Here is a 13,480-nt window from a genome sequence, read left to right on the forward strand (position 1 = left end):
GATTAAACCGCTAGTCTTTGCGACATCCAGCGGCCTAAAGCTTCTATCTCTTCAATCGCTACTTCATGACCGATTGGATACGCATTCCAACTCGGCTGATAATTCATATTTTCTAGGTTGGCATAAGCTTGCTCACCTAATTGAACAGGTACAACCTGATCTACCGTACCGTGAGCAACCCAGATAGGCAGTTCCTTATTGGCATCAGTGCGAGACGCTTCGATCTCTTCTTCTGTTGCCATGTAAGTAGACAGAGCAACTAGCCCCGCCAAAGGTTCAGCGAAGGTTAGCGCTGTTTGGTAAGCAACGGCACCGCCTTGAGAGAAACCTACCAACAGGATTTTATCCGCTGGAATACCCTGAGCAATCTGCTCATTCACCAAGTTAGCAATTCGCTGACTGGATTTAAGCAGTGAAGCTTTATCAACCTTACGGTCAATATTCATCTCTAAAATGTCATACCAAGCACGCATCTCCATGCCACCATTGACGGTAACAGGCATTATCTCAGCATGAGGGAAAAGAAACCTCACATTGAGGTTCTCTGGAAGACGCAGGTAAGGAACAATAGGCTGAAAATCAAAGCCATCAGCACCTAGGCCATGCAACCAGATCACACAGGCTGAAGCTTCGCCTTGAGGCTCTACACTAACTAAGGTTTGCTCTGTTTCTTGGCTCACGGCTGCAACCTCTCAATCTGCCACGCTTGATCAACTAAATTGAACTGGAAGCGATCATGTAAACGGCTCTCTCGGCCCTGCCAAAACTCAAAACGTGTAGGTCTGAGAATATAACCGCCCCATTCTGGTGGATGAGGAATATCGCCTTCTGGGTATTGATCAGCAAGGTCCTGCACCGCTTGTTCCAAAGCTTCACGGTTTTCTACAGGGTGACTTTGGCAAGACGCAGCCGCACTCAAACGGCTACCTAACGGGCGCGCATTAAAATACTGTTTACCCTGTTCAGGACTCAATTTTTCTACCTGACCACGAATACGCACCTGACGCTCTAAGCCATACCAATAAAACATGATTTCGGCTTGAGGGTTTTCAGACAGGTCATCCCCTTTCTGACTACGGTAATCGGTATACCAAGCAAAGCCCTGCTCATCGAAATGCTTAAGTAATACGATCCTTGCAGCAGGCATTCCATCTTTAGAAGCTGTGGCCAATGTCATCGACGTCGCATCATCTGGAGACACCTCCAGTGCATCATCCATCCACTTGGCAAACTGTGCGACAGGATCTTTGATCAGATCTTCACGTCGCAGAGGCTGCGCCAGATATTCACGGCGTTCAGCCGTTAGGTCGCCTTTATTCGTCATACAAGTCTCTTGCAAGAAAGGTTAATCAAGAAATGTGCTGCAACTATAGCACTAATCAAGGTCGCAAAAATACGTTTAGGCCACTACCTAAATTTTGCTACAACACCCATCACATCAGCTCTATAGCTTTCCCCAAACAACATCAGGTGGTTTAACAAATGCCATAAGTTGTACAATGGAAATCGCTCTTTCCACCCAGACTGCAGTGGCGCTACTTCCTGATAGGCGCTATACAAGTCCGAGCTAAAACCGCCAAAGAGATCCGTCATCGCAAGGTCGGCCTCAGGCCACCCCCAATAGACCGCAGGGTCCATTAGAACTGGCTTACCTTGACTGTCGGCAATAACATTTCCCACCCATAGATCGCCATGCAATAAAGCGGGACCCTGATCTGGAACTAATTGTTTTAGCCGTTTATTGATCGATTCAATACCCTCAATGATCTCTGTATCAATGAGGCCACGGTCATAACAGAGGCGCGCCAAGTATCCGAAACGGTGCTCAGCATAAAACTCAAAGCCATCGTAGAGCTGCGAATTCGGCTGTTCGGTTGGACCACAGAAGGTGTTTTGAGTGAAACCAAAGGAAGGCACAGACATCTGATGCAAGTGAGCCAACTGCCGCCCTAGGAGCTGGTCAAAGTCTTCTGACCTGGGGGATTGCTCAATAAACTCTAAGATCAATCCATCCCGATCAAACCGGATAACCTTTGGTGTGGATAGCTGTGTACAAGCAGATAAAGCCTTTAGCCCTGCAGCTTCAGCCTTGAACATTCTTTCATTTGCGTGACTAACAGACTTTACGAAGAGCTGCTGACCATCACTCAGCAGCACGCGTTTAGCCGCAGCAATACAGCCACCGGAGAGACTCTCTTCACGAACGATTCTTAGCCCTTGCTGTTCAACCCAGCTCTGCAAACTTTTCACTGTCTCACAGACTCCTCTTGAATCGGCTGTCCCTATACCTTTATAGTTTTAAGAACTTTACTACGCATCAATAAGGGATCCCATGCGTCTGTTGCTACTTTCTATGGTCCTTATCTTTACAGCTGGTTGTATGGATAAAAATGCCAAACCGTTTGACGTTAAAAACCTAGCCAAGTCCGATATCGATATGGTTGCGGATATCAATCTAAAGACATTGCGCAAACTGAGTCGTGAGCTAACCATCAAGCTTTATAAACGTAACCCTAAAGAGCTGCAAAAAGTCCCAGGCATGACTGTCGAGAAGCGTTTAGAACAACTATTCCCAATCACTCGTTTAGCTGATGGATTCCCAGAACTTGGCCAGAAAGATGGTGCCGACGCAGTGCCTTTAGCATTTTCTGAAAACTATCAAGGTGATCGTGTATTTGCCCTGATGGCAGGTGTTACAGGCATGCTAGACAAAGCCTACAACGGCAAGAAAGAGATCTTTATTCTGGATGAATTAGATCAACAGAAACTCTACAACTCTGCTCGTAATTTAGAATCTGTGGCTTGGCACCTGAATAACCGCAAAGACCCCCAAGGAAACTTGTACATTCTAAGTAATGGTATTTCAGAAGAAGGGATTACTAATTACAGCTACGAACGCATTTTGGGCAAGCTGATTGGCACGCAGGATTTGATGGCGGATGTAATTGCAGATAAAACAAACCGCACCATAAACCGTGTTGTTCATGGTGCGGCTTCAATGACGTTCTTCCCTATCTAATCTGAGACTAGATCAAGAAGGGGACTAGGAACAGAAGATTAGCCTTGTTCCATCTGTTTGATAAAGCGATCCGAGTCTGCGATCGCTTTTTCCATATCTCTAACTAACAGATCAATATTGCTTTTGATCCCGCGATATTCCGCTTTCAGGGAGCCTATCGCTTGAGCATTAAGGTTATGTTTTAGGAATAGAACATTGTCCTGTAGCGCGCTTAACACTGGCGGCATACGTTTTTTGGCGCGCTTAAGGGAGCGAAGTAACTCAGCGTAACGGACTTTAGTACTGCGCAGTTTAGCTGCACTTTGATCTCTTAATTTGCGGTTAGAGTACTTTGTCAGCTCCTCTTCCCACTCCTCAAATAGATCTTCAGAAACCTGCTCTACTTTTTTGATACGCGCCGTAACATCCTCTGCCGCTGCAACGCTGTCATCGTACTCAGCTTGTAGGCGGTTATAGACTGCATCCAGCTCACCGCCATCAAAGCTCACGACAGAACGAAACTGTTCCAATGCGTCCTTAAACTGCGCTTGCGCATCTTCTTGAGACTCACGTGCGTCTTCCACACGATCAACTAAGATATCGCGCTTATGGATACCCACCTGCTCCATCGCAGAGTAATACGCGCTCTGACAGCCAACTAACGCAACCATCAGGATCGATAAAAAGCCTAACTTAACTTTGGAAATCATTTCTGTCCTTAACCACAACTCTGTAGAGGGTTATTAATCATAATCTCAGCGATCTTATGATTGTTATTGAGGCATAGAGTGACGTCTGCCCTTTGTGGCATCTCTTCTAACATGTGACGAGTCAGTCGCTCATAATGCTGTATAAAGCTCTTAATCTGCTCTTCATCCATGATGCGCAGATGCTCTGTTGGCTGCTGCGTGTCGTAGATGTATTTCACTCGCTCGGCGAGCTTTTTCTCTTGCAGAGAACGCCATTCAAATACTGCATCCATGCTCGGTACTTTCAACATCACCAAGACATCCAGCATGGAGTACAGAGCCTGATAAGGGCCACCCAACTGAGTATTCACGTAATCACGCCACTCTCCGTTAGGGTCCTTTTCCTGCTCTAATTCGTTGATCGCTTCCACCAGCTCGTCTGGCTTTTGCGGGTCTGCACCTACACACCACCCCTCCAGCACGATGACATCCGCAGGCCCAACCCACTCCTGCCATACCGACGCCTGACAGCGATCATCCGTCGATTTATCGAACACAGGGATTTTGGTTACACTCTCATCGGTACTGTTCTTAAGAGAGTTTAGGATTTCGATACCTAGATCTACATCATGCGTACCTGGCACGCCACGGGTACGAAGCAGAGGATGGATTGTTTCAGAAAGCTCAACACGCTCATTGTAGGTTTTGTAGAGATCGTCGATAGAGAAACCAACAACCTTTAAACCAAACCCTTCGGTCAGAATGACTTCTAACAGATTGAATAGTGTCGATTTACCAGCACCTTGAGCACCATTGATACCGATAACTAAAGGGCCATCTTTTTGGCGTTTGCGACAAGTAATCCACGCACCTAGAGGTACATAGATTGCCTCAAACATGTCCACCAGACCGATATCTACTTTCAACGATTCCAATGTCGAAGCAAAAGCCTTCTCTACCGCAGCAACAGCATCCTCACGCTCACGGTAACTCAAACACAACTGATCTTGGGGCCAGCGAGTTATTACGCCCATAGATAGTTCCTCTACGATTAATCTTTACGGTGTTCACGTAACCAGTTTTGTACTTGATGAATCTGCTCAGATTCCATCAAGGATGGCACGTGAGGGATACCCGGAATGGAGATTAGCTCTAGTTTATCGTTTGCCTGCATCTTACGCACGGTTTCTTCCTGCAAGACATCCGATTCTTCGCCCCAAATTAGTAACTGCGGGATATTAATCGCCGACCATACCGGCCATAAATCCACACTCTCTGATGAAGCATCCGCAGTAGCTTGCGCAATGGCGGGGTCGTAATGAAGATGATAAACCTCATTTTCATCCAAACGCGAACCATGCTTAGCAAGGTGGTGCCACTGTCGGTCAGTCAGATGCTTAAAGGATTCATAGGTATCGCGCATATAGGCTTCAACCTCAGAGAGAGACTGAAACTGCTTATCGCCAAGATACTCAGAGATACGTTTAAGGGAGCTTGCAGGCACAAACGCCCCTATATCATTGAGCACTAGATGCTTGATTGGCGAGTTAGGCAGAGCGGCTAAGCACATGCCGATAATCCCGCCCATAGAGGTACCGACCCAGTCCACTTTATCTACATTTAAACGCGCTAAAAGCGCTGTAATATCATTAAGATACTGAGGCATTCCATACACCTGCCCGGCAGGAAGCCATTCACTTTCACCACGCCCAACAATATCAGGACAGATCACACGATAATCGCGAGACAAAGCCAAGGCTAGCTCATCAAAGTCGCGGCTATTACGTGCTAAACCATGCACACAGACGATCACCCGATCGTTCTCTGCACTTCCCCATTCGTGATACACCATCTGATGAAATCCAACAGGGTTTAAACAACGTATGCTATCCGTATGCATAGGGCCTCCTGATTTAAGCAATTTCAATAAGTTAGCATGCACACTAAAATTGTAAAGAAACGCAACAATTACTGAACCTGTAGATCATATTCAGCTACTATGTTCCTAAGTCACATTTCCACCTGAGCAATGGAAAATAATATGAGCAGCACTACCTCATCTAGTTCATCTATTTGGATTAGGCGATTGATCCCTCTGATTATCTTTGCCTTCGCCTGCGGGGTCTTCTATTTCCTTAAAAGTACCAAACCTCAGGCTCCTTCGAAAAAGATCGAAGAGAAAGTATGGAGCGTAAAAACCATCTCGGCAGAACCCAGTATCCACCAGCCTAACCTCGTTCTATACGGCAAAGTCGAATCTCCACGCATGACCCATATCACCGCGGCTGTCACAGCTTTTGTCGAGGCGGTAGATACCGATGAAGGTAAAAACATCGCCTTGAATGAAGCACTCATTCAGCTCGACAGCAGTGATGCTCAACTGCTAGTCGCGCAACGCCAAGCTGATGTCGATAGTTTTAAAGCACAGATTGATGCCGAAAAAATACGTTATCAAACTGATCAGAAATCATTAGCGATTGAACAAAAGCTACAGCAATTAAGCCTTAAAGCAGTTACTCGCTACCAAAACCTGATCAAACGTAAAGTAAGCAGTCAGGATCAACTTGATAGTGCACGTAGTGCATACCACCAGCAGACCCTAGCAGTCACTCAACGGGAACAAGCCATTGCTGATCACCCCAACCGTTTAGCTCAGCTAGAGTCACAATTAAAACGCGCCACAAGCCTTTTAGATGCGGCAATATTGGACCTTGATCGCACCGCCATTAAGGCACCGTTTATAGGCCGGGTTGCACGCTTACATGTAGCGCCTGGGAATCGCGTTCGTGCCGGTGATCCACTGCTAGATCTATATAGTACCGATCGTTTAGAAGTGCGTGCTCAAATCCCTAATAGAGTATTAGCTAATCTTCGTAATAGAGAAATAAACTCCGTCATTCAAGCTACCGCTCAGTTGGATGGACAGACGCTAAAGCTGGAGCTTGATCGCATCGCCGCCGAAGTCGATGGTGGCCGTGCCGGTGTTGATGCCCTCTTCAAAATCACCGACAAGCAGAATGTTCCGGAACCTGGCCGTTCCTTAGCGATCGCCGTAGAGCTTCCTGCTGTAGAACAGACAATCGCGCTTCCACCTATGGCACTTTATGGTTTAAACCGTATCTACCTGCTTAAAGATGGTCGCATGCAAGGACTCGACGTCGAACGCATTGGTGACAGTAGTGATCAACAAGGCAAACCTGTTGTGCTTATTCGTAGCCCTCAGCTGGTGAGCGGAGATCAGATCATTACGACTCAGCTGCCGAACGCTATTTCTGGGCTTAGAGTTAAAGACGTAAACGCGCCCGAGGTAGTTGCATCGACTGGGGCGAAAGATGAATAACTACCAAGGCCCACTGCAGAACCTCACTGCGGTTTTCGCAAGTCATCGCGTTGCAGCCAATCTATTCATGCTGCTGATGATTTTGGCCGGTATTTGGGGCCTGAATAAACTCAACACGCAGTTCTTCCCATCGTTTGAACGAGATGTGATTACTGTATCAGTACCATGGAGCGGCGCGGCTGCGGAGGATATTGAGAGTTCAATCGTACTGCCTGTTGAGGAATCGCTAAAATCCCTCACTGGCATAGAAACCTTATATTCAACTGCAATCCAAGGCTCTGCCTCGATTCGCATCGAGGTAGACGAAGACAGTGACGTTGATTACCTCCTAGACGAGGTAAAACAGAAGATAGACAACGTCCGTAGCGAGCTACCCTCTGATATCAACGAGCCACTGGTACAACGTATCCTGCGCTATGAGCAGATCGCCAGCCTTATCCTTAGCTCTTCAAATGGCTCCATAGAAGAGCTTCGCCCTTTTGCACAGCGTTTTGAACAAGAGCTATTAGATCGAGGTATCAACAAAGTCGACTTTACCGGCTTACCGGAAAAACAGATTCAAATAGAACTACCGGCGGCCCAACTCAATGAGTTGGATATGACAATGATGCAGGTAGCCAATAGCATCCGCCTACGCAGTTTAGACCTGCCAGCAGGTACCGCCGCCAAGGGTGATGGTTCACGTCAGATCCGCAGTCTAAATCAGCAAAGAGATGTAGAAGGCTTCCGCCAACTGCCGATTATTACCGACAGTAATGGCCGATTAGTCAGACTTGGTGATATCGCTGATGTATCTCTAGGCACTAAAGACAATCAGGTTCTTTTAAAATACAAAGGCGAACCTGCGGTCATGATTCGTCTTCGCCGAACTGAAAACCAAGACACGCTGAAATCGGCCGACATTCTCAATAAATGGATAGAGGAAACGCGTCCGACACTGCCATCTAACATCACCATGGTTACCTATGATGAGCGCTGGCAACCGGTTCAACAGCGTATCAATCTACTACTGAAAAACGGCTTAGGTGGCTTGATCCTAGTGATCGCCATTCTGTTTCTATTCTTAAACGCCCGCGTAGCGTTTTGGGTCACCATCGGTATCCCTGTCTCCTTTATGGCCACACTCGCCATCCTTTATGGCATTGGCGGTACCATCAATATGATCAGTCTCTTTGGCTTGATCATGGCGCTGGGGATTATCGTAGATGATGCCATTGTGGTCGGGGAAGACACCCTAACCCACGTGCAACGTGGTGAAACGGGATTACAGGCCGCCATAGGCGGTGCTCATCGTATGTTGGCTCCGGTTATGGCCTCTTCCATGACGACCATCGCTGCCTTCTTGCCGCTACTTTTGATCGGTGGGCATATCGGCAGTATTCTTATCGATATCCCAACCGTGGTGATCTGTGTAATTCTGGCATCACTCGTTGAGTGCTTCCTGATTTTGCCAGGGCACCTGCACCACAGCATCAAGAAAGCAGAAGACCTTCACCCTTCAAAGTTACGCATTCGTTTAGATGAAGGTTTTAACCGTTTTAAAGAGATCCACTTCCGTAAGCTAGTTAAGTTCGCGATTAAATACCGCGGAGCAACCATTGCTAGTGCCTTTGCCGTGTTCATCATCGCCATAGGCCTAGTTTCTGGTGGGCGGATCAAATTCACCTTTTTCCCGGCTGTTGAACGCGATGTAATGACTGCTAATGTCCAGTTTGTTTCGGGTACTGACTTTGCAGAAGTTGAGCGCTTTGTGCAGCATCTAGACGAGACCTTAGCTGATGCCGATAAAGCCTTAGGCGGAGATAATATTAAAGTCGCCTTCCAGCGCTTACGTAATGCCTCTTTCTCTAGAACTACATCATCCAGTAGCCGCGGTGATGAATTTGCATCGCTATTGGTTGAATTTAATCCGGGTGATTATCGTAAATACTCCACAACTGAATTTAATAAAGAGTGGCGTAGCCGAATCCAAGTACCGGCAGGGGTAGAGAAATTCTCTATCGATGTCAGCACCAGCGGTCCACCAGGAAAGCCAATCGAAATAAAGCTATCTGGCACTGATATTCACGTACTCAAACAGGCCTCTTTAGATCTTCAAGAGGTGCTAAAAGGCTATGTTGGCTTAAACAATATTGATGACGATCTCCCCTTTGGTAAATCGCAGCTGATCTACGCGCTAACACCAGCAGGGAAATCAGCAGGTATGACGCTAGACAGCGTCGGCCGACAACTACGTACCGCCTTTGATGGTATGGAAGTACAAAACTTCTATGATAATCGGGATGAAATTGAGGTACGTATCCAACTGCCGAAAGAGGAGCGAGATCGTCTTAGCAGCATAGAACAGCTTCCAATCGTACTACCGAATGGCGGTACAACACCGTTAAGCAATATTGTGACCTTTAGAGCGCAACAAGGCCTAGATACCTTAACCCGCGTGGATGGCAAACTTTCCATCAAAGTCACAGCAGATCTGGATGAAAGCGCAGCCAATGCAGATGAGATAATCGAAGACCTTAAAACTGGCAAACTCGATAGCGTGTTAAGCCAATACGGCATCGAAGCCAGCTTTGAAGGTAAGAATAAAAGTCAACGTGAAACACTGGATGATATGAAGCTCGGGCTTCTCCTCGCCCTGGTTCTGATCTTTATTATTCTGGCTTGGGTATTTGCGTCTTACAGTTGGCCAATCGCGGTAATGCTAGCAATCCCTCTAGGACTGACCGGCGCGATTTTAGGCCATGGAATTATGGGCTTAAGCTTAACCATTTTGTCCCTATTCGGCTTCTTCGGCTTATCCGGTATCGTCATCAATGACTCAATCGTTTTGGTGACGTTCTATAAGCAACTAAGAAAACAGGGGCTGGCGATTGAAGAAGCAATAGAGGAAGCGGCCTGCCAACGTCTGCGTGCGGTACTGCTAACCTCGCTCACAACGATTGCTGGCCTAACACCGATTCTGTTTGAGACCTCCCTGCAAGCACAGTTCCTCATCCCGATGGCGGTATCAATAGTGTTCGGCTTAGCTTATGGCACATTGCTGATTCTTCTATTTGTGCCTGCAACACTGACCTATATCGAAAATATCCGTCAGTTTTTCGGTCTCAAAAGTCTAGATCTACCTGAAGAACCTAGTCTACCTGAAGAGGCTAGCCCTCAGGTGACTAGTTAAGTTTGGATTTAATAAAGCTCTGCAAACTTTCCGCGGCTTGGTCATCAATACTCAAAATGGCTAAGCCGTAGCGCATACAATGTTGAGATTGGCGCTGGTTGTACACCACTCGGCATAAGCAATGTACCGGCTGATTATTAAGACCAAAATGGACATAAATTTCTAGGGGAGCCCCGACAATAGGCGGTCTCAACTGGTTCATATCAGGCCCACCTTCAACCAACATCCCACCTAAACTGATGTTGATCAAAGTGACGTCGACCGAAACCCCATCTTGCGTGGAAAGCTCTGCAGGTATATCCGTATTGATACGCGGATATATTCGTCTTTCGGTAGTCATAGAACCCTACCTTTTTTGTGATATCCATCAGCATAGTTCGGTTTGATCATATCTTCACACCTATTCAAAGCCATAAATTGCGAAATACCGCCTAAAATCTACAAAAGGTTATATTTTAAGGCAAAAAATTAGGTCTTAATCCTAGTGCTGTTCTCAGGTATAATTTTGCGCCTAATTTTGCTTCATCTTTTCATTAGTGAGCCCCGACTTGGGCACTTAAAGGACCCGTATGAATCGCGATCTGAGTCTGTTACAGCCATACCCATTTGAAAAATTGACTGCGCTGAAAGCGGAAGTAACACCGCCTTCGGATAAAGAGCACATCGCACTTTCTATCGGCGAACCAAAACACCCGTCACCTCCATTCGTGGCGGAGTGCCTAATTGAAAACATGGGCAAGCTGGCAAACTACCCTACAACTAAAGGTTTGCCAGAGCTACGCCAAGCAATTGCCGACTGGTGCACACGTCGCTTTAGCCTGAATGAAAACACGCTAACTGCTGACGATCACGTTCTGCCGGTTAACGGTACACGTGAAGCGATCTTCGCTTTCACACAAGCAGCAGTTAACCGCGCGCCTGACGCATTAGTGGTATCTCCAAACCCGTTTTATCAGATCTATGAAGGTGCGGCGTATCTATCTGGCGCAGAGCCATATTACCTAAACTGCCTGCCAGAAAACGGTTTTATTCCTGATTACGACGCTGTACCAGAAGATGTGTGGCAGCGCTGTCAGTTGTTGTTCTTATGCTCTCCAAGCAACCCAACAGGTGCAGTAACTGATCTGGAAACATTGAAAAAGCTAATCGCGCTTTCTGATAAATACGATTTCATCGTGGCATCTGATGAGTGTTACTCCGAAATCTACCTAGACGAAGAGAACGCGCCAGTAGGTCTTCTACAAGCATGCGCAGATCTTGGCCGTGACGATTACAAAAACTGTATCGTTATGCACAGTCTGTCCAAGCGCTCGAACCTACCAGGTTTGCGCTCTGGCTTTGTTGCAGGCGATGCGAAACTGCTACAACCGTTCCTGTCTTACCGTACATACCACGGTTGCTCTATGCCGATTCAGCATCAGCTAGCGTCTATTGCAGCATGGAACGATGAAGATCACGTACTCGATAACCGTGACCAGTACCGTCACAAGTTCGACAGCGTTATCCGTATCTTAGAGCCTGTAATGGAAGTTCAGCGTCCAGATGCAAGCTTCTACCTGTGGGTTAAAACGCCTATTGCTGATGATAAGTTCGCACAAGGCTTGTTCGCTTCGCAAAACGTAACTGTACTTCCGGGTAGCTACCTATCTCGCGAAACCGATGGCATCCTTCCGGGTGCGGGTTTTGTACGCATGGCACTAGTTGCAACCGTTGAAGAGTGCGTAGAAGCAGCAAATCGTATCCGCGAGTACGTTGAATCACTTTAAGGCCGGAGATTAATCCCCATATGATTACTATGTATGGCATTCCTAACTGCGACACAATCAAGAAAGCTAAAAAATGGCTGGAAGCGAACGGTGTTGATTACCAGTTCCACGATTACCGCAAAAACGGCCTAGAAGAAGCGCAACTTAAAACTTGGGTTGATGAGCTAGGTTGGGAACTACTGCTAAATAAGCGCGGTACGACATGGCGTCAGCAGCCAGACGAAGTTAAGAACAATATTGATGAAGCCTCTGCCATTGCGCTAATGCTGGAGCACCCAGCAATGATCAAGCGCCCGCTTCTGGATACCGGAAGTGAACGCAAAGTAGGTTTTAAAGATACAGAATACGCAGCGCTTTTCAGCTAAGCGCGCTGCAACAACGTAACGAATTTTAAATTTTATATTTCTGGAGAATATCATGGCGAATTTTGCATTCGGTTTGGGTGTAGGCACTAAGTCCTCTGCTGGCGAACTGCTAGAAGTTTATTACAACGCACCACTGCTGAACGCAGACGATGCGATGGTTAACGCTGTTGCTGAAAAAGTTGGCTACACAGGTGGCAACGCTGCAATCGAAATCAAAGAAGCTCAGCTAAAAGATCTAGAAGCTGCATTCCTATCTGTAGGCGCTGAAGACCAAGCTGAAATCGTAGAGATCCTAGAAGGCACTCAACAGCCACTAGTACTTTGCATCCTTGAGTCTGACGAGAACCCAACAAGCACTGCAGAAGCTTACCTAAAGCTTTCTCTTCTTTCTCACCGTCTAGTTCAGCCGCACGGTATCAACCTAACTGGTATCTTCGGTCTTCTACCAAACGTTGCATGGACTAACGAAGGCGCTGTATCTCTAGACGATCTACCAAAACGTCAACTAGCTGCACGCGCCCAAGGCCGCGTTCTAACAGTTAACTCTGTTGATAAGTTCCCGAAAATGACTGATTACGTTGTACCTGCTGGTATCCGTATCGGTGACGCTTCTCGTGTACGTCTAGGTGCTCACGTAGGTGAAGGCACAACTGTAATGCACGAAGGTTTCGTAAACTTCAACGCGGGTACACTTGGCGTAAGCATGATCGAAGGCCGTATCTCTGCAGGTGTTGTTGTAGGTAACGGTTCTGACCTTGGTGGTGGCTGCTCTACTATGGGTACACTATCTGGCGGTAACAACGTTGTGATCTCTGTTGGCGAAAACTGCCTACTAGGTGCAAACGCAGGTCTAGGTCTACCACTAGGCGATCGTTGTACGCTAGAAGCAGGTCTATACGTAACTGCTGGCTCTAAAGTAACGATCCTTGACGATCAGAACAACGAAGTTAGCACCGTTAAAGCTGCTGAGCTTGCTGGCAAGCCAGACCTATTGTTCCGTCGTAACTCTCAGAACGGTCGCATCGAAGTTAAGACTAACAAGTCTGCGATTGAGTTGAATGAAGAGCTACACAAGCACAACTAAAAAATAGGTTGAGAGCTATTGCGCTTGCGCAGCCTGCGTTAAAACCTGCTTCGAAATGCTCAGCTA

General features: G+C 47.0%; 13 protein-coding genes. 6 read left to right on the top strand and 7 right to left on the bottom strand.

Annotation, left to right across the window (positions count from 1 at the left end):
- Nucleotides 1-2 precede the first annotated feature (2 nt).
- The 3 genes from ACMXYU_RS13800 to ACMXYU_RS13810 all read right to left on the bottom strand — a co-directional run bounded on the left by ACMXYU_RS13800 (nucleotide 3) and on the right by ACMXYU_RS13810 (nucleotide 2,250).
- Complete coding sequence (locus tag ACMXYU_RS13800; protein WP_415899134.1) at nucleotides 3-680, bottom strand: alpha/beta hydrolase; 678 nt, start codon at nucleotides 678-680, stop codon at nucleotides 3-5.
- Nucleotides 677-1,324: a pyridoxamine 5'-phosphate oxidase gene (pdxH, locus tag ACMXYU_RS13805; protein ID WP_415899135.1), complete on the bottom strand. Its 648-nt coding sequence runs from the start codon at nucleotides 1,322-1,324 to the stop codon at nucleotides 677-679. The genes ACMXYU_RS13800 and pdxH overlap by 4 nt, the downstream gene beginning before the upstream one ends.
- Nucleotides 1,325-1,407: 83 nt before the next feature.
- The gene (locus ACMXYU_RS13810) at nucleotides 1,408-2,250 is read right to left on the bottom strand and encodes a fructosamine kinase family protein (protein WP_415899136.1); all 843 of its coding nucleotides are present in this window, start codon (nucleotides 2,248-2,250) and stop codon (nucleotides 1,408-1,410) included.
- 82 nt (nucleotides 2,251-2,332) lie between these two features.
- On the opposite strand from ACMXYU_RS13810, the gene ACMXYU_RS13815 reads away from it, so the two are divergent.
- Nucleotides 2,333-3,019, top strand: coding sequence for a hypothetical protein (locus ACMXYU_RS13815; RefSeq protein WP_415899137.1), 687 nt, complete (start codon nucleotides 2,333-2,335; stop codon nucleotides 3,017-3,019).
- A gap of 38 nt (nucleotides 3,020-3,057) precedes the next feature.
- Here the strand turns inward: ACMXYU_RS13815 and ACMXYU_RS13820 are convergent, their stop codons facing one another.
- The 3 genes from ACMXYU_RS13820 to ACMXYU_RS13830 are packed head-to-tail and all read right to left on the bottom strand — an operon-like array spanning nucleotide 3,058 to nucleotide 5,587.
- Nucleotides 3,058-3,708 (bottom strand): DUF2959 domain-containing protein, encoded by a 651-nt coding sequence (locus ACMXYU_RS13820; protein WP_415899138.1) that lies wholly within the window; start codon nucleotides 3,706-3,708, stop codon nucleotides 3,058-3,060.
- Nucleotides 3,709-3,716: 8 nt separating this feature from the next.
- Entirely contained in the window at nucleotides 3,717-4,721 is a 1,005-nt protein-coding gene (locus ACMXYU_RS13825) for a hypothetical protein (protein WP_415885706.1), read from the bottom strand.
- 17 nt (nucleotides 4,722-4,738) lie between these two features.
- Nucleotides 4,739-5,587, bottom strand: coding sequence for an alpha/beta fold hydrolase (locus ACMXYU_RS13830; RefSeq protein WP_415892453.1), 849 nt, complete (start codon nucleotides 5,585-5,587; stop codon nucleotides 4,739-4,741).
- A gap of 141 nt (nucleotides 5,588-5,728) precedes the next feature.
- On the opposite strand from ACMXYU_RS13830, the gene ACMXYU_RS13835 reads away from it, so the two are divergent.
- Together ACMXYU_RS13835 and ACMXYU_RS13840 are read left to right on the top strand one after the other, a co-directional pair.
- A complete protein-coding gene (locus ACMXYU_RS13835; RefSeq protein ID WP_415899139.1) occupies nucleotides 5,729-7,027 on the top strand; it encodes an efflux RND transporter periplasmic adaptor subunit in 1,299 nt (432 codons plus the stop codon).
- Complete coding sequence (locus ACMXYU_RS13840) at nucleotides 7,020-10,199, top strand: efflux RND transporter permease subunit (RefSeq protein ID WP_415899140.1); 3,180 nt, start codon at nucleotides 7,020-7,022, stop codon at nucleotides 10,197-10,199. The genes ACMXYU_RS13835 and ACMXYU_RS13840 overlap by 8 nt, the downstream gene beginning before the upstream one ends.
- Here the strand turns inward: ACMXYU_RS13840 and ACMXYU_RS13845 are convergent.
- Nucleotides 10,192-10,539 (bottom strand): PilZ domain-containing protein, encoded by a 348-nt coding sequence (locus ACMXYU_RS13845; RefSeq protein WP_415899141.1) that lies wholly within the window; start codon nucleotides 10,537-10,539, stop codon nucleotides 10,192-10,194. The two genes, ACMXYU_RS13840 and ACMXYU_RS13845, sit on opposite strands and share 8 nt — an antisense overlap.
- A gap of 229 nt (nucleotides 10,540-10,768) precedes the next feature.
- On the opposite strand from ACMXYU_RS13845, the gene dapC reads away from it, so the two are divergent.
- Genes dapC through dapD form a run of 3 tightly spaced genes read left to right on the top strand, consistent with a single transcriptional unit; the run spans nucleotide 10,769 to nucleotide 13,414 of the window.
- Entirely contained in the window at nucleotides 10,769-11,965 is a 1,197-nt protein-coding gene (gene dapC, locus ACMXYU_RS13850; RefSeq protein WP_415899142.1) for a succinyldiaminopimelate transaminase, read from the top strand.
- A 20-nt stretch (nucleotides 11,966-11,985) separates the two neighbouring features.
- A complete protein-coding gene (locus ACMXYU_RS13855) occupies nucleotides 11,986-12,330 on the top strand; it encodes an ArsC family reductase (RefSeq protein WP_415896925.1) in 345 nt (114 codons plus the stop codon).
- A 52-nt stretch (nucleotides 12,331-12,382) separates the two neighbouring features.
- Nucleotides 12,383-13,414, top strand: a complete 1,032-nt coding sequence (gene dapD, locus ACMXYU_RS13860; protein WP_415885713.1) for a 2,3,4,5-tetrahydropyridine-2,6-dicarboxylate N-succinyltransferase — start codon at nucleotides 12,383-12,385, stop codon at nucleotides 13,412-13,414.
- Nucleotides 13,415-13,480 lie beyond the last annotated feature (66 nt).

The sequence above is a fragment of the Neptuniibacter sp. QD48_11 genome (assembly GCF_047778095.1).
In the GTDB taxonomy this organism is placed as follows: Bacteria; Pseudomonadota; Gammaproteobacteria; order Pseudomonadales; family Balneatricaceae; genus Neptuniibacter.

Excerpts from the sequence above, each read along its gene's own strand:
- ACMXYU_RS13845 (WP_415899141.1), bottom strand. The coding sequence starts at position 10,539 with ATGACTACCGAAAGACGAATATATCCGCGTATCAATACGGATATACCT.
- ACMXYU_RS13835 (WP_415899139.1), top strand. The coding sequence starts at position 5,729 with ATGAGCAGCACTACCTCATCTAGTTCATCTATTTGGATTAGGCGATTG.
- ACMXYU_RS13855 (WP_415896925.1), top strand. The coding sequence starts at position 11,986 with ATGATTACTATGTATGGCATTCCTAACTGCGACACAATCAAGAAAGCT.
- dapC (WP_415899142.1), top strand. The coding sequence starts at position 10,769 with ATGAATCGCGATCTGAGTCTGTTACAGCCATACCCATTTGAAAAATTG.
- dapD (WP_415885713.1), top strand. The coding sequence starts at position 12,383 with ATGGCGAATTTTGCATTCGGTTTGGGTGTAGGCACTAAGTCCTCTGCT.
- pdxH (WP_415899135.1), bottom strand. The coding sequence starts at position 1,324 with ATGACGAATAAAGGCGACCTAACGGCTGAACGCCGTGAATATCTGGCG.
- ACMXYU_RS13825 (WP_415885706.1), bottom strand. The coding sequence starts at position 4,721 with ATGGGCGTAATAACTCGCTGGCCCCAAGATCAGTTGTGTTTGAGTTAC.
- ACMXYU_RS13840 (WP_415899140.1), top strand. The coding sequence starts at position 7,020 with ATGAATAACTACCAAGGCCCACTGCAGAACCTCACTGCGGTTTTCGCA.
- ACMXYU_RS13815 (WP_415899137.1), top strand. The coding sequence starts at position 2,333 with ATGCGTCTGTTGCTACTTTCTATGGTCCTTATCTTTACAGCTGGTTGT.
- ACMXYU_RS13830 (WP_415892453.1), bottom strand. The coding sequence starts at position 5,587 with ATGCATACGGATAGCATACGTTGTTTAAACCCTGTTGGATTTCATCAG.
- ACMXYU_RS13820 (WP_415899138.1), bottom strand. The coding sequence starts at position 3,708 with ATGATTTCCAAAGTTAAGTTAGGCTTTTTATCGATCCTGATGGTTGCG.